General features: G+C 43.4%; 18 protein-coding genes. 10 read left to right on the forward strand and 8 right to left on the reverse strand.

Annotated elements, in window-relative coordinates:
• Positions 1–71 precede the first annotated feature (71 nt).
• The 7 genes from V1L52_RS01490 to V1L52_RS01520 all read right to left on the reverse strand — a co-directional run bounded on the left by V1L52_RS01490 (position 72) and on the right by V1L52_RS01520 (position 7,636).
• Positions 72–1,451 (reverse strand): hypothetical protein, encoded by a 1,380-nt coding sequence (locus tag V1L52_RS01490; RefSeq protein WP_428770528.1) that lies wholly within the window; start codon positions 1,449–1,451, stop codon positions 72–74.
• Position 1,452: 1 nt separating this feature from the next.
• Complete coding sequence (rbsD, locus tag V1L52_RS01495) at positions 1,453–1,929, reverse strand: D-ribose pyranase (RefSeq protein ID WP_428770529.1); 477 nt, start codon at positions 1,927–1,929, stop codon at positions 1,453–1,455.
• A complete protein-coding gene (gene rbsK / locus V1L52_RS01500) occupies positions 1,926–2,849 on the reverse strand; it encodes a ribokinase (RefSeq protein ID WP_428770530.1) in 924 nt (307 codons plus the stop codon). Before rbsK ends, rbsD begins: the two co-directional genes overlap by 4 nt.
• Before the next feature lie 89 nt (positions 2,850–2,938).
• A complete protein-coding gene (locus V1L52_RS01505) occupies positions 2,939–3,895 on the reverse strand; it encodes a sugar ABC transporter substrate-binding protein (protein WP_428770531.1) in 957 nt (318 codons plus the stop codon).
• A 175-nt stretch (positions 3,896–4,070) separates the two neighbouring features.
• The gene (locus V1L52_RS01510; protein ID WP_428770532.1) at positions 4,071–5,567 is read right to left on the reverse strand and encodes a sugar ABC transporter ATP-binding protein; all 1,497 of its coding nucleotides are present in this window, start codon (positions 5,565–5,567) and stop codon (positions 4,071–4,073) included.
• A complete protein-coding gene (locus V1L52_RS01515) occupies positions 5,564–6,529 on the reverse strand; it encodes an ABC transporter permease (protein WP_428770533.1) in 966 nt (321 codons plus the stop codon). Before V1L52_RS01515 ends, V1L52_RS01510 begins: the two co-directional genes overlap by 4 nt.
• Positions 6,530–6,619: 90 nt before the next feature.
• Positions 6,620–7,636, reverse strand: coding sequence for a LacI family DNA-binding transcriptional regulator (locus V1L52_RS01520; protein WP_428770534.1), 1,017 nt, complete (start codon positions 7,634–7,636; stop codon positions 6,620–6,622).
• Between the two features lie 249 nt (positions 7,637–7,885).
• On the opposite strand from V1L52_RS01520, the gene nifJ reads away from it, so the two are divergent.
• The 10 genes from nifJ (at position 7,886) to V1L52_RS01570 (ending at position 24,547) form a co-directional block, all read left to right on the forward strand.
• Positions 7,886–11,425 (forward strand): pyruvate:ferredoxin (flavodoxin) oxidoreductase, encoded by a 3,540-nt coding sequence (gene nifJ, locus V1L52_RS01525; protein WP_428770535.1) that lies wholly within the window; start codon positions 7,886–7,888, stop codon positions 11,423–11,425.
• A 173-nt stretch (positions 11,426–11,598) separates the two neighbouring features.
• On the forward strand, positions 11,599–12,117 hold the full coding sequence (gene prcB / locus V1L52_RS01530) for a dentilisin complex subunit PrcB (protein ID WP_428770536.1): 519 nt from the start codon (positions 11,599–11,601) through the stop codon (positions 12,115–12,117).
• Between the two features lie 8 nt (positions 12,118–12,125).
• The gene (gene prcA, locus V1L52_RS01535; RefSeq protein WP_428770537.1) at positions 12,126–14,033 is read left to right on the forward strand and encodes a dentilisin complex subunit PrcA; all 1,908 of its coding nucleotides are present in this window, start codon (positions 12,126–12,128) and stop codon (positions 14,031–14,033) included.
• Positions 14,034–14,045: 12 nt separating this feature from the next.
• Positions 14,046–16,871: a dentilisin complex serine proteinase subunit PrtP gene (gene prtP / locus V1L52_RS01540; RefSeq protein WP_428770538.1), complete on the forward strand. Its 2,826-nt coding sequence runs from the start codon at positions 14,046–14,048 to the stop codon at positions 16,869–16,871.
• A gap of 125 nt (positions 16,872–16,996) precedes the next feature.
• A complete protein-coding gene (locus tag V1L52_RS01545) occupies positions 16,997–18,619 on the forward strand; it encodes an NAD(P)H-hydrate dehydratase (RefSeq protein WP_428770539.1) in 1,623 nt (540 codons plus the stop codon).
• Between the two features lie 148 nt (positions 18,620–18,767).
• The gene (locus V1L52_RS01550) at positions 18,768–19,340 is read left to right on the forward strand and encodes a TetR/AcrR family transcriptional regulator (protein ID WP_428770540.1); all 573 of its coding nucleotides are present in this window, start codon (positions 18,768–18,770) and stop codon (positions 19,338–19,340) included.
• Between the two features lie 121 nt (positions 19,341–19,461).
• Complete coding sequence (locus tag V1L52_RS01555) at positions 19,462–21,183, forward strand: ABC transporter ATP-binding protein (RefSeq protein WP_428770541.1); 1,722 nt, start codon at positions 19,462–19,464, stop codon at positions 21,181–21,183.
• A gap of 14 nt (positions 21,184–21,197) precedes the next feature.
• A complete protein-coding gene (locus tag V1L52_RS01560; RefSeq protein ID WP_428770542.1) occupies positions 21,198–22,913 on the forward strand; it encodes an ABC transporter ATP-binding protein in 1,716 nt (571 codons plus the stop codon).
• A gap of 69 nt (positions 22,914–22,982) precedes the next feature.
• Positions 22,983–23,819 (forward strand): DUF6994 family protein, encoded by an 837-nt coding sequence (locus V1L52_RS01565; protein WP_428770543.1) that lies wholly within the window; start codon positions 22,983–22,985, stop codon positions 23,817–23,819.
• A gap of 53 nt (positions 23,820–23,872) precedes the next feature.
• A complete protein-coding gene (locus tag V1L52_RS01570) occupies positions 23,873–24,547 on the forward strand; it encodes a YkgJ family cysteine cluster protein (protein WP_428770544.1) in 675 nt (224 codons plus the stop codon).
• Positions 24,548–24,613: 66 nt separating this feature from the next.
• Here the strand turns inward: V1L52_RS01570 and V1L52_RS01575 are convergent, their stop codons facing one another.
• Positions 24,614–26,248, reverse strand: coding sequence for an amidohydrolase family protein (locus V1L52_RS01575; RefSeq protein WP_428770545.1), 1,635 nt, complete (start codon positions 26,246–26,248; stop codon positions 24,614–24,616).
• Positions 26,249–26,301 lie beyond the last annotated feature (53 nt).

Consider the following 26,301-nt stretch of genomic DNA (forward strand, 5'->3'; position numbering starts at 1 on the left):
CGAAAGAGCCGAAAACCGCAACGGGAAGGGGGCACGGAATTGTACAGCCGATTTCGGGCCGCCGCAAACAGTTACATATTATCTTCTTCGTACACCGTTAAGCCGAGATATTTGGCAATTTCAATAAAATCGTTTCTGTAGTCTCCGAATACGGTTACCCTGTGCCAACTGAATAATTCATTGTGCCAATTTTCCATAATCTGCCTGCTAGACTTTACCCTTCCTACCAATTTTGTGCGGCAGCCGCAGGGGTGATCTATGTTCCCGATACTTTCACCGCTGTGAACACTCATAGCCTTTCCGGCGGTACTTATCTTTATGGTCGTTAAAGGATGCCCTACCGGCATAATTACCTGTAATGCGGCACTTGCATTATCTTCGGCATGGGTTCTGATTTTATAAGGAAATGATGCCTTGTCGGGACCGAGAGGTTTACATGAAGCAACACAGTGGGAATATACGATTTGATTTTTTTCCGTATCGACAAAGGGATCGGATACAAGCCCCGGTCGTCCTGCCACTGCTCTGATAATAAGAGCGGTAACGCATGCATCGAGATCTCCCTCACATACACCTATCTGTCCGCTGTTATTCATTTCAAAGAAACTCAAGCAGGGATATACATTCAAGTCGTATGCAAAAAACAATAAAATGCAGTCAACGCTGACCACATCCGCCTTTACTTCTTCTTTAAGTTTTTTCAATGCAAAATACATCTTTGCACTGGCACGAATGTCGGCATAAGAAGGTTCAACCACCGCTTCGGCATTGTCGATCCATTTTTGCGCCATTTTTTCCGCTTCTTTTTCATCAACATCACCGATTGCATCATTTAACTCTTTTAAGGTTTTAACAACGACATCTATACCGAATGTTTGTTTTAATTTATTTACCGTTTCTTCAAATCCCGATTGCCCTGCCCGATAGCGTTTCATCGTACTGCCTGTTCCGATTGAACGTTTAAATTCCGCTTCCTTAAGGAGTGTCATTTTCTCAAAATTCTTAAAAACCAAAATCCTGCTGTTTGAGACCTTCGGAACAGCCAAATAAATACGGATTTTATGAATAAGAGCTTCAACATCCTCGGTACCGACCGTTCCTACCGGATAATTTTTTTCTTTAATGATACAGGCGGTTCGTATTATATCTCCGGAACCTCCGTAAGGATCGTCGATGATTAAACCGTGTTTTAACATCGGTGATATTCTTTGTCCGAGTCCGGTTCCGTGAGCGAGTAAAATCATAATAAAACCGTCATCTTCGGTTAATGCCTGCAAATCTTCATCCGAAGCTTGAGCTGTAAGACTTGAATAAATAAATTCAAAGTCCTTTCCGAATGCTTCGTTAAGCAGATTTGTATAATACCGTTTTCTGTTTTCGTAATCTGCAAGAATTCCGGGCCAGCTTAACCCTGTCGGTGCTTTTACCGCAAAGCAACATTGAATTTTCATGTCAATTTTTCTCCTTTTCTTTATAATTTGCCCGCTTCGAATAATAATCGGGGGTAATAACTCCTTCCTTTTGGAACCATATAGGAGCATCTACCCCGCAGCATAACACGACATTTCCCCATGGCTCAAAGCCGCCTGTTCGAATAATATATTTTGCTTTCTTTTTGTATTCCAACAATGCTTCATGCGGAATTGTTTCTACATTACAGCGATCAATAATTTTTTTTACATTTGCAAAATGAACAGGGTTGTAATCTTCCTGTTCTTTAGCAACAATACATCTTTCATAAATCAAATCACTTGTAACAAGTTCAAGAATTTCCGCAATTTCCGGTTTCCCGGCCTCTATAGCTAAATCAATACGCTGTTCTTCATCTTGTACGGGAAGTCCGGCATCCGATATAATAATCCAATCCAGATGTCCGAGCGATGCAATTGCTTTATTAAGCCGAATATTCAGAATCCTGCCTTTTTTCATTTTTTGCCTCCTTTTATGATTGTCAAGACCTCATCCAATCGGGGAATAGATTCAACTACTCCGAATCTTGTAACGGATATGGCTGAAGCTGCAAGAGCGATATCTATTGCTTTTTCCAAAGACATACCCTTGCTTAAGGCATATGCAAAAGCTCCGCTGAACGTATCTCCGGCTCCGGTTGTGTCTACCGGTTCTAAAGGGTATGTAGAAATCAATTTTGATAACGTACCGGTTCTTACATAGCATCCTTTTTTACCGAGCGTAATGATGATATTACATGCAAAACGTTTATATAGTTTTTCAGCCAGTTCGGAAGGTTCAATGATATTTTTTTCTTCCAAAAGCTGTAAGGCCTCAACTTCATTCGGCAAAAGAAAGGTTACTTTTTTGATAATTTCTTCCGGTATTTTTTGATATGGAGCCGGATTTAAAATAACAGGGATTTGATACTCCTCTGCGATTTCAATTACTCGTACAACCGCACCCAAATTAAATTCCAATTGCAGCAAAACAACACCTGATTCGGAAATCGGGTTTCTCAGTTTTTCAGCATCTTCTGCGGTAAAATCCTCATTTGCACCCAGCACAATAACGATCTCATTTTGCCCTTTCGGATCAACCATTACTATTCCCACTCCGGTTTTTGAAATTTGAGAAAGTTTTATGTAATCTTTATTTATTTTTTCATCCGTAAAAAGTCGTAATGCCTCTTTTCCGAAAGTATCGTCTCCCAGGCAAGTACAAAATGTAACATTGCCGCCTAATCTTGCGGCCGCAATTGCCTGATTTGACCCTTTCCCTCCGTAGATGGATGCAAAATTTGTTCCCTTTACCGTTTCTCCCACATCGGGGAAAACAGGACATTCTACAGTCATTCCTACAGCATAACTACCCATTATAAAGATTGAATCTGTCTCCATAAAAATCTCCTTATCAGTAAAACAATCGGGGCTGTTACACATTGTTGCAATGACAGTGAAAAAAATAACAGCCCCTTGTCTGATTTGTTTTAACCGACAGGTTCGCCGGCTACAAGCTTTTTCATGTATTCGTCTATATTTTTTTCGTCAACTCGTAAAATTCCCGTATCTACACTTTTGAGGGGAGTTCCGTTTGTGATAAAATCGTAGAGAATTTTTACGGACATATAACCCTGATTGAAGGGAAATTGAGATAACGATGCTTTTGTCCAACCTGCTTTTATGTTGTCCAATGTTTGGACGGTCAAGTCATTACCGACATGTACAATGTCCCTGCGATTCAAACGGCTTAATACAACTCCTGTTGTCGGTGTTGTTCCTCCGTCAAGAGACGCGACAGCAGATAGATTCGGGTTTGCCAAAATGGCATTTTCAATCGCTGCATATTGAGCCTGTTCTTCCCAGCCCGTACTGACAGTGTTCAGTATTTTTACTCCGGGATATGATGCCATAGCCTCTCTAAAGCCTGTTTCTCTATCTATCGACCATGTTGCAGCAGCTTCACCGGTTATAATAATTACAGTACCTTTTTTACCGATATATTCGGCGGTAACGTGGGCAAGTTGTCTGCCGGACTCTACAAGTCCCTGCCCTACAAATGCTTTGCTCGGAGAATTCTCGGCTTCGCTGTTAAAGGTAATAGTAGGAATTCCCGCATCTAAGGCTTTTTTGATCATAGGATTTAAAGCCTCTCCGTTGGGATTACTGGTTGCAATACCATCAACTTTGCGTGTAATGGCATTTTCGATAAAAGCTACGTGCTCATCTACTTTGATACCGACAGGTCCTTCAAATTTTACATTGCAATTTAAGTCTTTTCCTGCTGCCATTGCTCCGGCTTTAATAACTTGTCCGAACTCAAGGGCGGTATCATGATAGATAAGTACAATATTAAGCGGCTTATTTTCTTTTTCTGTCTTTCCGCCGGCAACAATAGTCGATACGACTAAGCAAAACAATACCAAAATACCGAGAATCTTTTTCATCTTCTACTCCTTTAAAACTCGGCTCGGGAAGCCGAGCGTAGATATTTGGAAGTACGGATTGCATCATAATCCGCTCATGATAAAATCATTCGCATGTTTATCATCCTTCCCGTTTCATTTGATTTTGGGGCTGTCGCAAAAAGGCTCACCGGTTTTTGAGGCAGCCTCGTTTTGGTTAAATTGCAGCTTGAATAATTTTTTCTTTTGTTACCTCCTTTGCATTAAATTCCGCGACGAAGGCCCCTTCTTTCATAACAAGTATTCTGTTGCTTTGTGCAATAATCTCGGATAATTCCGATGATACTAACAGAATGGGCAAGCCGTCCGCACTCAGCTTCCGCAAAATGGAAAAAATTTCCGTTTTTGCACCTACATCAACTCCTCGTGTGGGTTCATCGACAAAAAGCACAGCGGGTTTTGATGTAAGCCATTTACCTAGAATTACCTTTTGTTGGTTTCCTCCGCTTAATTGACTTATGAGCTGCTCTTGACTTGATGCATGAACCGATAATTTTTTCATCACCGTATCGGTGTATCCCGTCATACGTTTTATATTGAGCCACAAACCTGATTTATCCGTTTTGCATATGGAGCAGACACTGCATACATTTCCGAGAATAGACATCTTTGAAAAAAAACCGTCCTTTAAACGATTTTCCGTAACCATTGCAAACCCGCGCCTAATGGCTTCTCTGGTACTTTTATTTTGTATCGATTTGCCTTTATAAAGCATTTCGCCGCTTGTAGGCTGTGCAAGGCCGAACATTGCCTCCAAAAGTTCGGTTCTACCTGACCCCTGTAATCCATATATACCCAGTATTTCTCCGGGATATAAACTTAAATTGAGATTATTAAATATACCTTGTCGTGAGTATGCTCTTATTTCCAAAATAGGTTTTTCTTCTGGGGATCTGTTTTTGATATTTCTCTGTTCAAGATCATGTGCCATTTCTTTGCCTGCAATCAGAGAAATAACTTGATTAGGTTTTATTTCATCCTTTGCATATGTTCCCAAATATTTACCGTCTCGTAAAACCGAAATTCGATTGGATAAAGCAAAGACTTCTTCCATACGGTGCGATATATAAATAATCGTTTTTCCCTGTGTTTTTAGAAGTTGAAGAATTTCAAACAGGCTTTCCGACTCTTTGATTGTTAAGCTGGATGTAGGTTCATCCATAATGATAACTTCCGCATTTCTGCTGAGAGCACGGGCAATTTCTACAAGTTGCTGTTCTGCAAGACTGAGATTTTGAAGTTTTGCAGATGTTGAGAATTTACCGCCGAGTTTTTCAATAAGTCCTTTTGCACACATATCAAGTTTCGACCATGGGATTTGTTTCCCGTTTTGATCCCGTTCCTGTCCTAGAAAGATATTTTCGGTTGCGGTAAGGTTTGAACATAGTTTCAATTCCTGATATACAATACCGATACCCATTGCCAAGGAGGCTGCCTGATTTTTTATATAAACCTCTTTTCCTTTGAATTTTATTTTTCCCGATGTTGCATGATATTGTCCTCCAAGAATATTGATTAATGTACTTTTACCGGCTCCATTTTCTCCTACGATGGCATGTATCTCTCCCGAATCAATTGAAAATGACACTTTGTCCAAGGCCGTTACACCCGGAAATTGTTTGGATACATTTTCAAGTTCAATAATAGCACTCATCTTTTACGTCCTCGTTTAGACCATGTATCTATTGCTACTGCTCCGATAATAACAATACCGATAATGAGTGTTTGCAAAAACGGAGATACGCCCAACAGAACAATCCCGTTATTTAAAACACCAATAATCAATACTCCTATTAGTGTACCGATGATGCTGCCTTCTCCTCCTGACAAAGAAGTTCCTCCGATGATAACTGCGGCTATGACATTCATTTCCATGCCTTGTCCGGAAGTTCCTTGTATGTTTGAAAGAAACGCCATGTTTAAGATTCCGGCAAAGGCTGAAAAAAGACCGTTAAACGCAAATGAAAGCGTTTTTATACCGCGTCCGTTGATTCCGGAAGCTTGTGCTGCGAGGGGATTCCCTCCGACAGCCTTATAGTGAAACCCTAAAAGCGATTTATGATAGATAAGCCATGAAATTATAACGATACCTAAAAAACATATTGTCATTACGGGTATGGTGAATATTCTTCCTTGTCCAAAAAATAAAAACGAACTTAGAATGGGGGATTTTACATTTCGTGAAGAAATATTGATAATTCTTCCTTCGGTTATCAGTAAAGCCGTTCCGCGTGCAATATTCATCATACCCAGAGTTACTATCATTGCAGGGATTTTACAAAATGTTACGAGTATTCCGTTTAATAAACCGAACAAGGTTCCGACTGTTAATGCGATAGCTACAGCTATGATGAGATTGACTCCGTGTACCATACATGTTCCTGCGAGGATTGCAGACAAACAATAAATTGCTCCAACCGACAAATCAATTTCTCCGCAGGTAATAACCATTGTCATAGACATACATATAATTCCCAATAAGGAAATTTGTCTTAATACATTGATAAGATTGCTTACTTTAAAAAAATGCGGCGATGTAAGCGAAAAAAACAATACCAATAATATCAGGGCAGCAAAAACCCCTTTACCACGCAAAACCCCTTTTGTTTTCATCATAGACGCCTTCCGTTTGGAGAGTAAACGTTTACTCTCTTCTGTAAAATATAAGACTGATCAAACTAAAGTTTAGTACTTTAATTGTACAGCTTAAATTTTCTTTATAGAACCTTTATCAACTATAACCGGCTCTATAACGTCAATTAAAGGAATTACTTCCTTTTTCTCGATGCAATGAATAACTTTTTTTGCTGCGAGTTTACCGAATCGATATGCGGGAATTTCCACTGATGTTATAACGGGTTGAAATACCGCAGGAAAGGAAATATTATCAAATCCTACTAAAGAATAGTCATCAGGGATTTTCTTTCCTTTTTTATGAATATATTCCATTGCTCCGTATCCCATCAAATCGTTTGCGGTAAAAACCGCGGTAAAGGAAATATTACGTGCAAAGAGTGCTTTGATTGCATTATAGCCGCCGACGTATGAGTAATCGGCGGCTATTGTCAGTTTTTTGTTGAACGGAATATTGTGAAAAGCAAGGGCCTCCTTGTATCCTTCAAAGCGGTCTATTGCATTTTGCGTAGAAGAGGGGCCGCCGATAAAAGCAATATTCTTGTGGTTGTTTTTAATCAAAAGCTCGACAATCAGCCGTGCCCCTTTCTTATTTTTAAAATAAACGGCAGGAACATCGGACAAAGCATTGCAATAATATTCTACAAGGCAAAAGGGAATGTGACTTTTTTTAAATCCGTACAAATTTTCGTTGCGAACTTTTGAGTTTTGTGCGGTAAAAATAACTCCGGAAACCATACGTTTTTGAAAGAATGATATATAGGCTTGTTCTTTTTCCGGTTTACTGTCAGTATTACATAAAAGACAGTTATAGTGCGTTTTGGTGCAATAATCTTCTACACCGCGGGCTAATTCCGCAAAAAAAGGGTTACGGATATCGGGTAAAACAAGACCTATCAATCCCGTATTGCCGTTTACCATACCCCGCGCTATTCCGCTTGGAGAATAGTTTAATTCTTTAATTACCGTGAGAATATGATCTTTTGTTTTTTGCCCGACACCCTTATTGCTGTTATTGAGAGCTCGCGAAACGGTGGCAATCGAAACATTACACATACGGGCAATGTCTTTAATCGTAACCTTTTCCATGTGTTTTCCATTAAAAAAGAGAAAACGTTTTCTCTTTTCGTCCGACTGTATTGTAACACGTGATTTTTAAATCTGTCAATAAAAATTTTCATAAATCTTAAAATATCGGGTTTACCGGATGAATCTTTTCTTGGATTCGGAATGTTATAAAAGATATGCCCCTAAAGACTTGCAAAAACTTCCATATAGCTGTACTATATACGTGCAAAATAAGCGATTTATTCACACATTATTTATAAGGACGGTTTTATGGCAGACAAAAACATGGTAATGATTGACGGCAATACCGCCGCCGGTCATGTCGCTCACGCGCTGAGCGAAGTAATTTCTATTTATCCCATTACGCCTTCAAGCCCTATGGGTGAAGTTTCGGATGAATACTCTGCAAAGGGCAGGAAAAATATCTGGGGTACGGTTCCCGATGTTGTGGAAATGCAGTCCGAAGCCGGTGCCGCAGGTGCCGTGCACGGAGCTTTAACCACCGGTGCTTTAAGTACCACCTTTACCGCATCTCAGGGTCTTTTATTGATGATTCCGAATATGTACAAAATTGCAGGTGAATTGACGAGTACCGTGTTTCACGTTGCCGCCCGTGCAATTGCAACCAGCGCATTGTCCATCTTCGGCGACCATCAGGACGTTATGGCATGCCGCCAAACCGGCTGGGCTATGATGGCTTCAAACAGCGTGCAGGAAGTTATGGACTTGGCGGTTATATCCCATTCGGCAACGCTGAAATCCCGCGTTCCGTTTATTCACTTTTTTGACGGATTCCGTACTTCACACGAAATTCAAAAAATAGAAGAAGTATCTTTCGATACAATGCATAAAATGATTGACGACGAGCTGGTGCGCGCACACCGCAAGCGCGGCTTGTCGCCCGAAAATCCGGCAGTACGCGGAACGGCCCAAAACCCGGACACCTATTTCCAAAGCCGTGAAGCCGTAAACAAGTACTACGAAGCGGTTCCCGCCATCGTACAGGAAACGATGGACCTTTTTGCAAAAATAACCGGCAGACAGTATCACTTGTTCGACTATTTCGGTGCAAGCGATGCCGATAAGGTTATTATCCTGATGGGTTCGGGCGCCGAAACGGTTGAAGAAACCGTTGAAGCTTTAAATGCTCAGGGTGCAAAAACCGGATTGTTAAAAGTACGGCTTTACCGCCCCTTCGATGCATCCGCCTTTGTAAAAGCATTGCCCGCTTCCGTAAAAGCCGTTGCAGTGCTTGACCGCACCAAAGAACCCGGCGCCTTGGGTGAACCGCTTTACCAGGACGTACAAACGGCTTTGGCCGAAACCGGACGCAAAATCGATACCGTTATCGGAGGCCGCTACGGTTTGGGTTCAAAAGAATTTACCCCCGCTATGGTAAAAGCGATTTTCGGAAACCTCGACGGCAAAAAGCAAAATCACTTTACCGTCGGTATCGAAGACGATGTGTCGGGTGCAAGCCTTGCCTACGACGCTTCATGGACGCTTGAAGAAGAGGGCACAAACGAAGCGATGTTCTACGGTTTGGGTTCCGACGGTACCGTAGGTGCAAACAAAAACTCGATTAAAATCATCGGAGACGCCCGCCCCGAAATGAACGCCCAAGCGTATTTTTCATACGACTCGAAAAAGTCCGGCGGTTTTACCGTTTCTCACCTGCGCTTCGGCAAAAAGCCGATCCGCCGCCCCTATTTGATTACAAGTGCTGACTTTGTAGCCTGTCATAAGTTTACCTATATGGAAACCTATCACATGCTCGAAACCGCAAAAAAAGGCGCGTCCTTTTTGTTGAACAGCCCCTATGACGCAAAAACCGTATGGGCGCATATTCCGGTTGAACAGCAGCAGGTTATTCTCGACAAAAAGATGAACTTTTACGTTATCGACGCCTTTAAGATTGCCGAAAAAGCCGGTATGGGCAACCGCATAAACGTTGTTATGCAAGCCGCCTATTTTAAAATTTCAGGCGTATTGCCCGAAGCCGAAGCCGTAGAATACATGAAAAAGTTCATCGAAAAATCCTACGGTAAAAAGGGTGCCGACGTTGTACAAAAAAATATCGCAACCATCGATATGGCTTTGGCGGCAGTCGAAAAAGTCGATTATCCGTCGTCTACGGAAGGTTCGGTACACATGAAGCCCGCTATGGCCGCTTCTTCGGATTCTTTTGTAAAAGACGTATTGGGCAAAATGGCCGTTCAGCAGGGCGATAAGCTTCCCGTAAGCAAGCTGCCCGCCGACGGAACCTTCCCGACCGCAACCACCCAGTTTGAAAAACGCGCAATCGCCGAACGTGTTCCCCAGTGGGACCCGTCGATTTGTATTCAGTGCGGTCAGTGTACGGTTGTATGTCCTCACGCGGTTATGCGTATGAAAACGCTTACCGATGAGCAGGCTGCAGCCGCTCCCGCCGCATTCAAAACGGCCGAAGTTAAGCCGAAGCCGGAAGCGGGTAAAAAGGTTGTTTTACAGGTTTCGACCGAAGACTGTACCGGATGCGGCGTTTGTGTTTCCGTATGTCCGGTTAAAAACAAAGAAGACGAAACCAAGCGCGCTATCAATATGACTCACTATACGCCCGAAATCCGCGAAGTTGAAGCGAAAAACTGGGACTACTTTATGAGTTTGCCCGATGCGGATCCGGCAACCCTCAACCTGTCCATGCCCAAGGGCTTGGCCTTTAAGCGGCCCCTGTTCGAGTTCAGCGGTGCCTGCGCCGGATGCGGTGAAACGGCTTATGTTCGCTTGTTGAGCCAAATGTTCGGCGACCGTGCGGTTATTGCGAACGCTACCGGCTGTTCTTCAATTTACGGCGGAAACTTACCTTCAACTCCCTATGCAAAGGACGCAAACGGAAGAGGACCGGCATGGTCGAACTCTTTGTTTGAAGATGCGGCCGAATTCGGTATGGGTATGTGCCTTACCGGCGATAAATTGTCCGAGTATGCGCGCGAAGTTGCCGCAGCGGCAAAAGAAAAGGGTATCGCCGCTTCAACCTTGGATAAGATTCTTGCGAATCCGCAAAACGACGATGCCGCAATCATTCAACAGCGCGCCTATATTGACGAACTTAAAAAAGAGCTTGCTTCTTCGAGCGACCCCGTTGCAAAAGAGCTGGATTCGTTAACCGACCACTTTATCAAGCGTTCGCACTGGATTATCGGAGGCGACGGCTGGGCTTATGACATCGGTTTCGGCGGATTGGATCACACCATCGCTTCCGGCCGCAATGTCAATATCCTCGTATTGGACACCGAAGTATATTCCAATACCGGCGGTCAAATGTCCAAGGCGACTCCTATCGGTGCGGTTGCAAAGTTTGCCGCTTCCGGTAAGGTTAACAGCAAAAAAGACTTGGGTATGATTGCGATGAGCTACGGCTATGTCTACGTCGCCCACATCGCCTTGGGTGCGAACATGAATCAGGCTATCAAAGCGTTCCGCGAAGCCGAATCCTATAACGGACCTTCAATCGTTATCGCATACAGCCCCTGTATCAACCACGGTATCAATATGGGCGGTACTTTGACGAATCAAAAAGAAGTGGTTTCCTGCGGACTGTGGCCCTTGTACCGCTACGACCCGCGCCTTGCCGATCAGGGAAAAAACCCCTTCCAGCTTGACAGCAAAGAGCCGGATTACAACCTTGCCGACTTTATGTACAAGGAAGTCCGCTTTAAGAGCTTAAAGCTTGCCAACCCCGACCGTGCAGCTATGCTGTTGGACAAGGCGGTTGAACGCGCCAAGCGCCAGTGGAAGGAATACAAGTATCTTGCGGACAGGGATTTCTAAAACCGATTTCGGGGCTGTTCGAAAATCTATGTTTTAGGTTCGGCTGCCCTGATTTTTAGATAAATCCGTTGGATGTTCAGGCGGGTATACGATCTTAGGTTCGGATACCCGTTTTTTTATATTACGGCGTTTATGCTCTTGTTTTTTTTATATATATAAGTTAACATTACCGAATGAAACAGCGCGTTTGCCTGACGGCTTTTATATGCATTGTTCTTTTAAGCGCATATGCGTGCAAGTCGGCTCCCGGAACCGCAAAAACCGCCGACTTTATGGACGAGAAAACTGCGGAAATCTCTTATGAAGTGCTTATGTCCGGCAGCAACGGCAGAGGATTGCAAACGGAGGTTGTCGAAACTCAAGAGGCGCTGGACAATCTGTATGGGCGCTTATACGATTCGAACGGAATAAGGGCGCCGAAAACAGATTTTAAGAAAAAAAAAGTTATTGCCGTTTCGGCGGGAACCTTTAATACGGGCGGCTATGCGGTAGAGCCCGTTTCAATTACGGGTACAAAGGACGCCGTAGAAGCGGTGTTTCGTGTAACTTCTCCCGCCCCCGATCAAATAGTAACACAGGCTTTTACCCGGCCATATATAATAGTCTGCATCACGGCTGTTCAATCTACTCGCATTTTGGTCAAAATTGAAGGGGCGGATAAAAGTTTTTTTAATCGAAAATTTGAATATTAGGAGTTTTTATGAAAGGCTTTTGTAAAATCGCAGCGCTACCGCTCTTTTTTATCGCTCTTATGTTGCTGACAGGCTGCCCGCAGTCGATGGGGGGCGGCTCGTCGGGAGGAAGTTCGGGAGAAGACTATGTGCCTTTTTCTACCGTACATGTGCAGGTAACCGATTCCATAGGCGGAACGCTTGTTTCGGGAACAACGCTTAAGGTGTATAAAAGCGGAACGAGCGAACAAATCGGAACTTACACGGTAACAAACGGCAAAGTAAAACTTGAAAATCTTGCAACGGGAACACGATACGATTTTGAACTTATCGGCATAAAGGGTGAATGGGCAGGTTCTCGGCTTGAAAATTATAAACTTGCAAATGAAGCCGAGCAAACACTTTCTTTGATTCAGCCGGTACACGGAATGAGTACCCGCGGTATTACACCGCCGAAAATCGTTTCCGCAAAAGCAGGGCCCGAGCTCGGTCCTTTTCATGACATAACTGAAAGCACAATTATCCGATATATAGGTTTTGCCAAAGGAGAAGTGAGACTTGTGTTTAAATCCGAAACCGCTGCCGTCGCTCCGACCGATTCGGCCGGCTTCGGTGCAAAGCTCGGCATAGGAAAGGCCCCGAATCAAACAAGCGGTTTTGATAGCAAAAATATAAAACAGGAAGTAAAAGAATCCGCATTTATATCCGAATACGAGTTTCGATTAAGCAGAGTACCTGAAGGCAGACGGGTTTTAATCGCGGTCGGCTATGACACCGCCAATAACCGCATAGAACGGCATTATCCGGTAACAATTGAGGTATCCGGAGATGGACCCGTATCCGAAAATCTTGCTTCCGGCACCTTTAAAAAATTGTCGGCTGTTGCCGAACGCCTTCCTTATTCCGAAGGTATATTGTCGTTAAACCCTGTTGACGGACGGCGTTCTTCATACAAAATGACGGTACGTTTTAATTTTGTAAATGCCTCCGGCACTGATGATATGGAAATATTGGGCTTTGATTTATACCGCAAAGAAAAAGGTTCGGCAGCCGATTTTCGTTTTGTGAGCCGTACCCTGTATAATCGTTTACAAACCGAAACGGAACGCGGACTCGGCTTTCATGCCGGATTCGATACCGATTCCCGGTTGGAAGAAAATACGGAATACGAATATAAAATCAGGGCATTTAACGAAAAATATGAAAAATTCTCGCCCGTTATAACGGTAAAGCTTTTGGAATCCTTTACATACGAATTGACTTCTCCCGCCAAAAATACCTATGTACCGCACACAAATACGGCAAATCTTGCATATAAGTGCAAAATAAGCAATACGAATATGTTCAGTCCGGCACAAAGCGATGGTATAAGCTTAGGTTTATTGATTAACAAGTTTGACGGCGAACCCGTATTCGGTGCAAAACTTGAATATGTGTTTAACAAAAAAGATTCCGGCGGTGTACCGACGGAAAATCCCGACATTTTAATCACTCGTTGCAATACGGCCGGGACTTTGTTGAGTGCTCCCGAATGGGTTTCCGATTTGATTAGCGACGGAGAATTGACTGCTTACGGTATTGGAATAAACGGCAAGATATCCGACCTTGTTAAAGTTGATACAACAAGCGGAGAAATTGAGTTTACCGAAAAATTCCTTAAGGTGCCGTTTTTTAATGTTATTCCGACAGGGGGCCGCAAGGGGTTGAATAAGGCTATGAGTTACACCGCGGGTACAGCCTACCAATGGGATATTCAGGATTGGGGGAATAATCCCGTAGGTTTAACCGACGATAAAGCTTTAGCCTTTATCAAAACATATCAGTATACGGATGCAGACGGAAGCCTTAAAAATTGTTTGTCGGTGTCTGCCGGAAATAACGGTTCCAACGGTGCCAATGCAATAAACGGGCGCTTTACCTTTACGGTAACGCCTTAAACGGAGAAAATTATGAAAAAGAATATAATTGTTTTATCGGGAATTATCCTTGCTGCCGCTCTTTTGTTTTTTGCCTGTTCTTTCGGTATGATTGACTCGGGAACGCAAACGGGTTTTCAAAACACAAATGCGCCGTCCGATACCGCCGCACCGTCGTCCGCCACCGATATTGTTGACGGTTTTATTATCGCAAAAACAAAGAGCGGTTTTAATGCGAACCTGTTTACGGAAAAAGGCATTACGGTACAATCCTTTATTACGATTGCCGGGACGGACAGTACCTATTGGTATTTATATAAGGAAGGCGCTAATGTCGAAGTTTTAGCCCTTGTCTCTTCGGTAAAGGGAGTTTTATCTGCGGATTACGATTATAAGGTTATTCCTCCCCAAGTTCAAAAAAATCCGATTACTTCCGCTTCCGGCCTTTACGAGCCTGTTGCGGGAACACAGGGATTGGCGCAGGGAAATTATTCCGGAGATCCCGTATCGGATGCGCAGGATTACGCCCTTGAGATAACAAAGGCTTTGGAAGCGTACGGCGACAGCAGTATCGGCTACGGAAACAATACCGTTGTAGCCGGGATTATCGATACCGGTATCAATATGGAACACGAGGATTTTAAAAACGGAACGGAGTCGGTAGTCTTATATGCAAAATCGGCTAAGACTTCAAATGCCTCCCCCCACGCCTATATAGGTGACGGCAATCCGTTTACCGAAGTTCCGCTTGGTTCGGATTGGGATTTTAACGGGCACGGTACCCACTGCTCCGGTACCATTTGCGCCCTCGGAGATAACAATAAGGGAATTGCGGGCGTTGCGTGGAAAAATACCAAACTGATTTCGTATCAATCCTTGGGGTTTTCAGGCGGCGGAAGTTTGTGGGCCGTCTACGGCGCCTTGGCCGATTTTACGGAGATAGTCGCCATTTTGCGTAAAGATCCCGCTTCGAGAACTTCTACAGAAAAAAATAAACTTCCGTCTTATATCAGAGATACGGATTTTCAAATTACGCAAAAAACCGTTCCCGTAAATATGTCTCTCGGCGGCTCGGTCGCTTCGGAATTCGCCTTCGATGTGTTGACGGCTGCCGTTAAAAACGATATTTTACCCGTTATCGCTATGGGAAACGAGGGGCGCTATACCGCCGCCTATCCTGCGGCTTTTCCCGGCGTTCTTGCAGTGGGGGCCACAAACGGACGGGATAAAAAAGCCCGTTTCAGTAATAAGGGAGCGTGGATAAGCGTAGCCGCTCCCGGAGAAAATATAGTTTCCTGCGGCAGTGCGGGAAAATCCTCTTATGTGTCGATGAGCGGAACTTCCATGGCGACCCCCTTTGTAACCGGTTTTATAAGCTACCTGCTTTCTTTTGATAACGCGCGCACTTTGACGCCCTATCAAATTAAAAAATTGATTGAAAATACAGCGGATGACAAAGGAGATGCCGGTTTTGATGAAGACTTCGGCTACGGGCGTGTAAACGTGTTAAAGGCCGCCCAAGCGGTTGTAAATAATGCCGTTCCCGCTGCAAACGATTTTTACGGTGAAGGAGCGGTTACCGTTACGGTAAAAAACAAGGGAGTGCCCGTTTCCGAGAAAATTACGCTTTGTGATAAAGTAACGGGCGTGCCGCTTGCCTATATAGGACAAAACAACCGGTCGCAAATTGTGTTTAGAGGTTTGGAAAAAAATAAAGAATACAGGATTTTTGCCTCCTGTGCCGGAGAAACACAGCAGAGAGATTTTACCGTCAGCGGTACGGACCAGGATATCCCTATCGCCTTTAATAAGGACGCTTTTTTTGTGTCGACGGTTAAAAATACCGCATATAATTCGGGTAACGACACTCCCGATATCGTTATTACGGTTTTTAAAGCGGACGCTGACGGCAAATTTAATGAAAACAATCTTGTATTGAGGTCCGATCGGGATGCTTTGGAAACCGTATTTTTTACTCCCGAAGCGAATACCGCATACTATGTGCTTATTACGGGAATTATGGAAGGCAATACCTTTAAAGGCGGTAACTATGCGCTTAAAATAGGCGACGGTCCGCTCAATTTTGCCGGAGAAAGCGTGCCGGACGGAAGCCGAACTGCGGCTCAAAACGATTCATATGAAATCGACGATAATCCTTTTATGGCGCGGGCAAAGGGCAATTTGTGGAATCAAACTTTAGGCTGTAACCTTGTACCGGGAACGAATCAGTCGGGACAGGTTATTCCGGATTTTGACTGGTTTGTTATTCCCGCTTCTTCAGCCGTTCCGCTTGCAAAGCCGGCGCAACCTTCTTTAGCTCCTTCAACGCAAGGATTAAAAGCTTCGTGGACTGCCGAGCCCGGCGCTCAACACTACGGCGTATATTTATTTAAAGGAACAGGCCTTGCAGGTTTTAAGCTTGTCAAAGCCCCCTTAACGGAAGCGTTTTTTCCGGGTTATGACAATACAAAATCATACACCGTAAAGGTTCAAGCCTTGGGGAATTTGACTTCAAAAAGCGATTCTCCGATGAGCGATGCATCCCTTTCCGCTCAACCCTATCCGCCGTTTCCGTCTGTAACCGGTGTAACTGCCGTTCCGGACTTATATCCCGATTGGATTAATGTTGCATGGACAAGTCCTGCCGGTGTTAATTTACGGGATATAAGTGAATATAAGGTTTCCATAATAAAGCCTTCTGACGGTTCCGTAGTTAAAGAAGAAACTGTCTTTCGTACATCTAATACATTTTATAACGTTCCGAAGGGAACTTATAAAGCGGAAGTTATTATTATACCGAGTACTTCCAATTATGGGCCTTCTCGCCCCGCTTACAGTTCTTTTTTTACCGTTAACTGATATGCTGCGCAGGGCGTAAGTACCGGGCTGTTTTAAAGGCGACTTTAAAACAGCCCTTTTTTTGCAGTTGCAAAGCCTTCGCTCTTGTACTATGATATAACAAATTCGGTTTCGGAGGCCCGACAATGCAACACATATATGCCGATACCCGCCCGCTTGACCGCGCCGCCTTGGAGCGCTTTTGTCTAACCGACGATGTTTTAATGGAAAATGCGGCTTGTGCCCTCGAAAGCGAAGTTATCCGCGCTCTGCAAAAATGCGGCAGGCGGGGTAAAGAGTACCGCGTCCTTATCGTTACCGGAAGCGGCGATAACGGGGGCGACGGGTTTGCTTTGGCGCGTAAACTTCAGGGCGCCTGTGTTTTAGGCATTCTCTGCCGTCCTACGGTTTTTCAGGCCCTTCCGCCTAAGTCCGAAGCATGCAAAAGACAGGCGGAACGCGCCCGTTGTGCGGGCGTACAAATCGCCGATAATTTTGAAAATGCCGATAACAGTTTCGGCACTCATGCCGATAATAATTTCGGCGATGACGCCGACGTTGTTGCGGACGTCATTGTCGATTGCCTGTTCGGAAGCGGGTTTCATGGGCCCTTAAGCACGGAAGCCAAAAAAATTATTGATACACTGAACAAAGCCGACTGTTTTAAAATCGCCTGCGATGTTCCCAGCGGCATAGATGCAAGGGGCTGCGGTACAACCGCTTTTTGCGCCGACATAACCGTAAGCATGGGCGCTTTGAAAACTTCATTGTTCAGCGATTTTGCAAAAAATCATACGGGAAAAATCATCACCGCGCCGCTCGGCGTATCTTCAGCTCTTTTTCAAAACGGAGCCGAGGCCGCCGCCCTGCTGCTTGAAGGCGTTGACTTGCATTTACCCGAGCGCACCCGACCATCCGTTCACAAGGGCGACTTTGGACACGCGGCCGTATATGCCGGCGATAAAGCGGGGGCGGGCGTGATTGCCTCTTGTGCCGCCTTCCGCTGCGGTGCGGGTTTGGTAAGTCTTATACATCCTGAAGGCCGCCCCTTGCAGGGGCTTTGCTGTGAAAACAATCAGAAACAGGAGAAAAATCGGGAGCAGGCCGGCTTTCCGTTTTATATAATGCAAACGGAAAATCCTCCCGAAAAGGCAAACCTTATTGTTGCAGGTCCCGGTTTCGGACGCAATGATGTAAAGCGGGCGGAAAAAGTTTTTTCCGTACTTGAAGCGAATCCGGAGCTGAACGCTGTTTTGGACGCCGATATTTTTTATTATGAGGGAATAAAAAAGCTGCTGGAACGGCGGCCTGCCAGCCGGCCTATAGGCCTCATTTTAACGCCGCACCCTAAAGAGTTTCAAAGCCTGCTTGCCCTCTGCGGTTTCGGAACCCTGTCGGTTCAGGAGATTGCGGAAAAACGTTTGGAACTTGTAAGCGCCTTTTGCTCAAAATATCCGGGAGTTGTTTTGCTTCTCAAGGGGGCAAACACGGTTATCGGTTTACACAAGAGTGAAGATGTAAAACCGCGATTGTATATAAACACTTTAGGTATGCCCTGTTTGGCAAAGGGCGGAAGCGGCGATGTGCTTGCAGGTTTTATTGCCGGTCTTTTTGCCCAAAGATACAGCCCCCTCGATGCTGCAATTCAGGGCTCATTGCTTTTAGCCGCGGTTTCGCGTTTGCAAAAATCTTCCTATTCGTCCACGCCCTTTACCCTGATACAAAGTTTGGAAGAGCCTGAAAAATTGAAAAGGGTTTTGGAAGAATAGGGGAAAAATATCGGCATTGCACTTGAAAATACCGGGCAACATAAATTCCGATAAAGGCGGATTTTCAGAGAGCCGTTCAATTTTCTTGACAAATATTGAATAAAGATTTATTATTAAATCATAATTCAATTTTAAGATAGGGTAAAAAATGGCTCAAGTATTAAAAGAAGAAGTAAAAAATAAAATACTCGCTGCGGCGGTAAAGGTCTTTTATGAAAAAGATTATAGGTCTGCAAAACTCACGGACATTGCGGAAAAAGCCGATGTTCCCGTCGCTCTTATTTACACATATTTTAAAGATAAAGCTTCTTTGTTTGACGAAACGGTCGGCGGTATTCTTAATCGAATTATTAAAATGATGGAAGATGAAGAAAAAATGGAAGCCGGCAGCCCTTACGAAAGATTTACCCAAGGCGGAGGCATTCAGCTTCCGGAGCTTTTACGGGAAAGAATCAAGCTCATTATTTTAATTGATAAAAGTTCGGGAACCAAGCATGAAAATGCAAAAGATATGTGGGTTAAGCGGTTGGAGCAGCATATAAAAGACGGCTTAAAACGATATTCAAAAACCAAGCACGATCCCATGCTTGCCCATATCTTGGCGAATAATTATGTGGAAAATCTGATGGAAATTGCACGGCATTATAAAAATGAAAAATGGGCCGAAGATATGCTCTTTGTTCTTAATAAATGCTATTTTAACGGCGTTGAATCACTGTAATTTAAATGTCCGCATTTTGTGAGGATGAAAAACGGTAAAAACTGATTTTGAAGTTAGCGAGAGAAAACTTTTAGTTTAATATTGAATTAAAATTCAATATTATTCAATTTTAGGAGTTTGTATGAATGAAAAAGAATTGAAAAAACAGGTAACAGGTAAAAACTTTTTACCCAATCTGCTGCTTACGCTTAAAATAGTATTTGACCTGATACCGCAGGTTTTATTGGTGCTGATGATAAGCAAATTATTTTCAAAAGAAATTACGCAACCGCATTTTAAAATGTTCATTACGGGCATGTTGATTTCTTTTATTTTAAAAGCTGTGTTTAACTATCTTGCAACAAAGACGGCTCACGACAGAGCTTTCGGTAAATTGACGGAGTTACGGCTTGCAATAATCGATCACTTAAAAAAACTCAATTTGGGCTTTTTTAAAAAGCATAACACGGGTGAGCTTACCAGTATTATCGAACACGATGTGGAGCAGGTCGAAATATATCTTGCTCACGGGCTTCCTGAAATTATGTCGGCAAGCCTTCTTCCCACCTTGGTTTTTATTGCTATGCTTTTTATAGATTACAGACTCGCTTTGATAATGATTGCAGGGGTTCCGCTCATGTTTCTTGTAAAACAATTATCCGCAGAGAAAATGCAAAAAAGATTTCAAATGTATTTTTCGAGAGAAATGAAGATGAGGGAAGACATGATGGAATATGTAAAAAACATTTCCGTCATAAAGGCTTTTGCAAAAGAAGAAAGCTTTAGCGGACAAACTTTGGCTTCTGCACGCTCTTATGTTCAAGATGTAAAAAAGAGTATGGGAGCCGTTACGGGTCCGATGGTTCTCATAGATATTTTTATGGAAGCCGGAACTGTTGCGGTTATGATTTTAGGAAGCATTTTGCTTTTACATCAAAATATTTCTACGGCGCAATTTATACTGCCCGTTATTTTATCTTCGGTCTTTGTGTCGGCGATAAGTAAAACGGCAACCCTTCATCATTTTTCCATCGTGTTTACCGAAAAAATCAAAAGCATAGCCAAGATTTTATGTGCTCCTCTTTCAAAAGAAAAAATCAGCGAACAATTAAAACCCGGCGACATAGAATTTACAAATGTAAATTTTAAGTACGAAAAAGACGGCTTTGCCTTACAAGATATCAATTTAAAATTTACAGAAACCGGTTTAAATGCTCTTGTCGGTCCGAGCGGCTGCGGTAAAAGTACCCTTGCAAATCTCATTATGGGTTTTTGGGATGTCGATTCAGGTTTGCTCACCATTTCGGGCAAAGATATTTCGCGCTATGACACGGACAGTATTTCCACCCTTATAGGAAGTGTCCAGCAGGAAGTTATCCTTTTTAATATGAGTATCTTTGAAAATATCGCAATCGGTAAGGCGGGGGCTTCCGAGTCTGAGGTTATAGAAGCCGCTAAAAAAGCACGTTGCCACGATTTTATTTCCGCCCTGCCTAGGGGTTACAACACAAAAGTCGGCGAGATGGGTGTAAAACTTTCAGGCGGAGAAAAACAGCGCATTTCCATCGCACGAATGATTCTTAAAAATGCTCCAATTTTAATTTTGGACGAAGCGATGGCCGCCGTTGACAGCGAAAACGAAAAACTCATAAACGAAGCCGTCGAAGAATTAAGAAAAAATAAAACGGTCATCACGATAGCCCATCATCTGAACACAATCCGCAACGCCGATCAAATTGTAGTTATGGACAAGGGCCGCATTTTGGATTCGGGAACACATACCGAATTGATAAACCGCTGTCCCTTTTATAAAGAAATGACAGACGCTCAAAATAAAGTGGACAGCTGGAACGTTGCAGGGTAATTAGAGGAGTATTTATGTATAAAGAATTATTTGCATGTTTGAGTAAGAAGGGAAAAATCGATGTATTCGTTTCGTCATTGTTTTTTACATTGTACGGATTAAGCTCCGTGGGAATGCTTCTTACGGTGTTTTCGATTTTGTTTAAGATTAATGAGGGAACTCAAGTTGAGGGGCTCTATGTTGATTTTGCGGTTTTGATAGGCTTGGTTATTTTTAAGGGTCTTTGCAATATGATTGCAGACTTAAAAAAACACGGGGCGGGGTTTGATGTGGTGCAGCAAATAAGGGAGCGTATGATTGTAAAATTAAAACTTTTTAGTTTGGGCTTTTATACGAATGAGCGGTTGGGAGAATTAAACACGATTCTTCATAAGGATGTGGACAATATGTCAATGGTGGTAGGGCACATGTGGCCCAGAATGTTCGGCGATTTTCTTATCGCCCTTGCGGTTTTTACAGGTCTTGCCCTCATCAATCTGAAGTTTGCTCTTGTTATGGCAGCTTCGCTTCCACTTGCACTTTTCTATCTTTTTTACACAATTAAAAAGGCGCAAAAAATTGAAAGCCGAAACAACTCGGCTCTCGCCGATATGGTAAGTTTATTTGTCGAGTATGTGCGCGGCATTCCTGTGTTAAAAAGTTTTTCGCATAATAAGAGCCTTGACAATGAACTTTTTGAAAAGACAAAAACCTTCGGCGAAACAAGCAAGGCTTCTTCCCGATTTAAAGCAAGACAGCTTTCGGTTTTTTCGTTTTTAATCGATGCAGGATATTTTGTTCTTTTAGTTTATTCGGGTCTTGCCGCACTTAAAGGGAGCATTGATGTACTTGACTTTATGATTATTGCGGTAGTTTCAAAAGAATTTTATAAACCCTTTGCGGCTATGGAAACTCACTACATGTATTATGTGTCGGCGGTAGACAGCTATCACCGATTAGGTAAAATTCTTCATGCCGAGGTAATAGCCGATAAAACGGACGGCATCATTCCTTTACAAAACGATATTGTTTTTGAAGATGTGGAATTTTCTTATGAAGAAGATGAGTTTAAAATGGAAAAGGTAAATTTTACTGTTCCGGAGAAAACAATGACGGCTCTCGCAGGAGAATCGGGAAGCGGTAAGACGACAATAACGAATTTGCTTTTGCGGTTTTATGATGTACAAGCGGGAAGCATTAAGCTCGGCGGTGCCGATATACGCGATATTCCCTATGACGAGCTTTTGGACAGAATCGGTATTGTTATGCAAAACGTACAGCTTTTCGATAACACCATCGAAGAAAATATCCGCGTCGGGAAAAAAGTTGCTTCCAAAGAAGAAATTATTGAAGCCTGCAAAAAAGCGAGGATACACGATTTTATTATGAGCCTTCCCGATAATTACGCAACCGATATAGGCGAAAACGGCGGTCTCTTATCCGGCGGACAGCGTCAGCGTATTTCGATTGCACGAGCCTTTTTAAAAGACGCTCCGATTTTAATTCTCGATGAGATGACAAGCAATGTCGACCCCGTAAACGAATCCCTTATTCAAGAAGCAATCACAGAGCTTTCAAAAAATAGAACGGTGTTGGTCATCGCTCATCATTTAAAGACTATCCAAAAAGCCGATCAAATCCTCATATTCCAAAAGGGGTGCCTTGTCGAAAAAGGAAAACACGATGAGCTTTTAAAAAACGGAACTTACTACAAGCGGCTTTGGAAAGCGCAGTGCGGGAGCGGCAGGTGATTTCGCATAAGAGCTTGACCTTACTCGCCTTACTTCTATAATATAAAGTAAACAACGGGGGAAAATATTATGGAAAAAGATAATACTATCAAATGGGATAAAAACTACATAGAACAGCATTTTGAAGAGAATGAAAATACTTGTAAATACTGCACTTGTAAAATAGAAGAATTTTTTGATCCAGACTCGGATGAGAAAGTTGTCAATCATTATATTGATTTTTTCTTTGATATCATCGAGGAGAAAAAGAATAAAGCAAAAATAATTAAAACGAATAAAATTTGGGACTATTGTGTCAGTCCGCAGGAAGGTTCCGGCAGATATGAAATCCTCTTAAAAGATGAAAATTCAAAAGAGCTGATATTACGCGGAGATACGCTCGGAACGTATAAGTCAATACTGGGGAAATTTGAACATAAGGTAAAAACGGAAAATTTACTCAGTAAAATAGACGGTCTTGATTTAAAAAATTTAGAGTTTTGTACATGTAATGATAAAACGCTGTTAAATAACAGCAGAATAGGTTCTTTTTTTATTATCCCTAAACCGAATCGCCCGAGAGCTTCGATAAATACGCAGAGAGCAAGGGAGCCTTACAAAGATAATTTTTTTATGTTTTTAGAACTTGTAAAAACATATATCAATAACAAGACAATCGACTGCGATAATGAAATGAAAAATCTTTTTGATGAAACAAAAATATTTTGGAATCTTTTTAAGAATTTTGAAGATTATATTGAATGTCTGTGCTTTCAGCCGTTTATAGATATCGATGAAAAATTAAAAAAAGAATTAAACACTTCTCCGAATAGTTGGAACATACAAACAGTAAATACATATATAAAAACTATAAATGACTGCATTCTAAAAAGAGAAGAACTTCTAAAAAAAAGAATAGGCAATTAAAAACTCTTAATACTCTTGCCGAAAAAAAAGCTTTTTTGTAAAATGTGCAAATTATGAAAGAAGCCCAAGCTTTTACCGGCACAAAGATGTTCGATGCTTTGAATGCCGTCGATGCCGTATACAATGATATAGATAAAAGTCAAGCCTTATGGAAACAAAAAACGCCGGCGCCCTGTCCGGACGGCTGCGGCCGCTGCTGCGAGCATTTTGAACCGGATGTGTACGAATACGAAGCCCTTTATCTTGCAGCTTGGCTTCTTGTGCACGAAGAAAAACTTGCGGAAGATATACGGCTGCACGGGGCGGATTTTTCGCTGAACCATACGGACGGCTGCCTTTTATTCGATCCCTACAATCCTTATCATTGCAGGGCTTACGGCGGGCGCTGCCTTATTTGCCGCCTTTTTGCCCATTCGGGAACGCGCGGTAAAGATATGAAAATGCGTTGGAAGCCGTGTAAGTTTATTGAAGGTGCCGGACAAAACCGGGAACACCGCGAGTACGGCGAAGCCGAATTGACGGAACTTTTCGGTTTTCTTCCGCCGGATATGGCGCAGGCTGCCGCCCGCCTTATGGCTTTAAATCCCGAAAATACGGAAACCCGGCCGCTCCGCGAAGAGCTTCCTTGCGCAATAGAAAAGCTGAAGCTTATTTTGCGCTTTTTAACACCGCCGGAACCGAATTCTCCGGAACCCGATTTACCCTCGCCGCACCCCTTAAGCGCATAGTGGATGAGCCTCTAGGTTCGGTTACGGCTGTTTTACCATGCCGGCCGTTTGTTTATCCTGTCGCTTTTATTCTTTTTGCTCAAAGGCGGGGAAGCCTGTTTTGCGGAACAGATAGCTTCCCTGCCTTTCTTCTATTACGCGGCCTTCTTTTACACATACTTTGCCGTTCAAAAGAACGTATTTTGCCCGGCCCTTGATTTCGATACCTTCGTAGGGAGTGTAGCCGCCGCGGTGCAGGTTGTTGTCGTTACTTATAACGGCGGAAAACCCGGGATCCCAAACGGTTATATCGGCTGCCGCCCCTCTGTTCAAACTGCCGCGCGACGGATAAAGTCCGAATATCTTCGCCGGGTTTTCGCTCATGAGGGCTGAAAATTGGGCGGGTGTTAAGCGAAAGCCCGGCGCAAGCTCTTTTTCTTCGCCTTCATCTTCCGTGCCGACACGGGCTGCGGTAAAAACCAATGCGGCCCGGTATTGGGCGCCCGAAATTCCCGGCGCCACCTTTGAAAAATTCTTTTTCGCCGCCTTTTCCTGTTCGGCAAAATCGAACACCGCGTGATTCGAACAAATCACATCAAGGCAGGAATTGTCTTTTGCACCGGGTGCTTTATCCGCCTTTGTTTTCATCAATTCTTTTTGCAAAGCTTTTAAATCCGGCTTTTTTCGAAGCGGAGGGTTGCAGATAAAGCGCGCCCCGGCAAAACCGCCTTTTCGGTACAAGCTGTCGGTTAAAAGAAGATAGTGCGGACAGGTTCCGGCGAAAAAGTTTTGTCCCCGTTTCTTTGCAAGTTTTATCTGCTCCAAACTTTGTTTTGCCGATACGTTCAAAATATAAACGGGGATATCGGCCATTTGAGCAAGGGCTAAAAAGCGGCTTATCGCTTCGGCTTCAACTGCGGGCGGGCGGCTTACAGGATGAGAGGACGGCCTTTTTTTTCGATTTTCAAGCTGTTCTTCAACAAGGTGTTTTACCATGTCGGCGTTTTCACAGTGGCAGCAAATTAAAGCTTTGTGTTCTTTTGCCGCGTTCAGTATTTCAAATATTTCAGGATCGCTTAATTGGATATTTTCTCCGGTCATATAGACTGCATAACTCGAAACGCCGCGCATAACCGTTTTTTCCATTTGTCCTTTTAATGCTTCGGCAGGACTCATTTGTTCTTTTTTTTGCTCCGCTTTTTGAGCGCCCTCTTGCCTCTCGGTATCTTCGTCATTTTTTTCGGCGGCTTCTTCGTCCGTCCGGACGGCGGTTCCCACAGAGGTAACGGCTATGTGAAAGCCGTAATTACAGCTGCTTTTATGCAATGCATTTGCGTGCTGTTCATCCAAGGCTTCCTGCAGGCTTTGTCCATTTTTTTGTACGGCGCAGTTAATAATCGATGTGGTGCCTCCGGCAAGGGCCGCCCTGGTCCCGCTTTCAAAATCGTCGGGACTGCAAACGGGATCTTTTTCTCCCGGAATAAAGGCTTTTGTTTCCAGGCGCGTAAAGGCATCTATAAATCCGGGGAAGACATAACAGCCTTCCGCATTTAACAGTTCGCTTTCGGCCCGGCGCAGCAAACTGCCGAGTAAAAGATTCGGCTTTGTTTTTACGATGCGGCCGTTTTCAACAAGTATATCCGCTTTTTTTTCTTTGCCGCCGGAAACAACTATGCCGTTTGTGATGATAATACGCTGTATGGAATCTTTGCAGTCAGCCATTCTCCGAGTATACCACAAAAAAAGGTTTTTTACTATCGCCTTTTACGGCATTG

The organism is Treponema sp. HNW (assembly GCF_050320395.1).
In the GTDB taxonomy this organism is placed as follows: Bacteria; Spirochaetota; Spirochaetia; order Treponematales; family Treponemataceae; genus Treponema_C.

What these genes read in the sequence shown, in the direction of transcription:
- V1L52_RS01490 (WP_428770528.1), bottom strand. Translation starts at nt 1,451, where the DNA reads ATGAAAATTCAATGTTGCTTTGCGGTAAAAGCACCGACAGGGTTAAGC.
- rbsD (WP_428770529.1), bottom strand. Translation starts at nt 1,929, where the DNA reads ATGAAAAAAGGCAGGATTCTGAATATTCGGCTTAATAAAGCAATTGCA.
- rbsK (WP_428770530.1), bottom strand. Translation starts at nt 2,849, where the DNA reads ATGGAGACAGATTCAATCTTTATAATGGGTAGTTATGCTGTAGGAATG.
- V1L52_RS01505 (WP_428770531.1), bottom strand. Translation starts at nt 3,895, where the DNA reads ATGAAAAAGATTCTCGGTATTTTGGTATTGTTTTGCTTAGTCGTATCG.
- V1L52_RS01510 (WP_428770532.1), bottom strand. Translation starts at nt 5,567, where the DNA reads ATGAGTGCTATTATTGAACTTGAAAATGTATCCAAACAATTTCCGGGT.
- V1L52_RS01515 (WP_428770533.1), bottom strand. Translation starts at nt 6,529, where the DNA reads ATGATGAAAACAAAAGGGGTTTTGCGTGGTAAAGGGGTTTTTGCTGCC.
- V1L52_RS01520 (WP_428770534.1), bottom strand. Translation starts at nt 7,636, where the DNA reads ATGGAAAAGGTTACGATTAAAGACATTGCCCGTATGTGTAATGTTTCG.
- nifJ (WP_428770535.1), top strand. Translation starts at nt 7,886, where the DNA reads ATGGCAGACAAAAACATGGTAATGATTGACGGCAATACCGCCGCCGGT.
- prcB (WP_428770536.1), top strand. Translation starts at nt 11,599, where the DNA reads ATGAAACAGCGCGTTTGCCTGACGGCTTTTATATGCATTGTTCTTTTA.
- prcA (WP_428770537.1), top strand. Translation starts at nt 12,126, where the DNA reads ATGAAAGGCTTTTGTAAAATCGCAGCGCTACCGCTCTTTTTTATCGCT.
- prtP (WP_428770538.1), top strand. Translation starts at nt 14,046, where the DNA reads ATGAAAAAGAATATAATTGTTTTATCGGGAATTATCCTTGCTGCCGCT.
- V1L52_RS01545 (WP_428770539.1), top strand. Translation starts at nt 16,997, where the DNA reads ATGCAACACATATATGCCGATACCCGCCCGCTTGACCGCGCCGCCTTG.
- V1L52_RS01550 (WP_428770540.1), top strand. Translation starts at nt 18,768, where the DNA reads ATGGCTCAAGTATTAAAAGAAGAAGTAAAAAATAAAATACTCGCTGCG.
- V1L52_RS01555 (WP_428770541.1), top strand. Translation starts at nt 19,462, where the DNA reads ATGAATGAAAAAGAATTGAAAAAACAGGTAACAGGTAAAAACTTTTTA.
- V1L52_RS01560 (WP_428770542.1), top strand. Translation starts at nt 21,198, where the DNA reads ATGTATAAAGAATTATTTGCATGTTTGAGTAAGAAGGGAAAAATCGAT.
- V1L52_RS01565 (WP_428770543.1), top strand. Translation starts at nt 22,983, where the DNA reads ATGGAAAAAGATAATACTATCAAATGGGATAAAAACTACATAGAACAG.
- V1L52_RS01570 (WP_428770544.1), top strand. Translation starts at nt 23,873, where the DNA reads ATGAAAGAAGCCCAAGCTTTTACCGGCACAAAGATGTTCGATGCTTTG.
- V1L52_RS01575 (WP_428770545.1), bottom strand. Translation starts at nt 26,248, where the DNA reads ATGGCTGACTGCAAAGATTCCATACAGCGTATTATCATCACAAACGGC.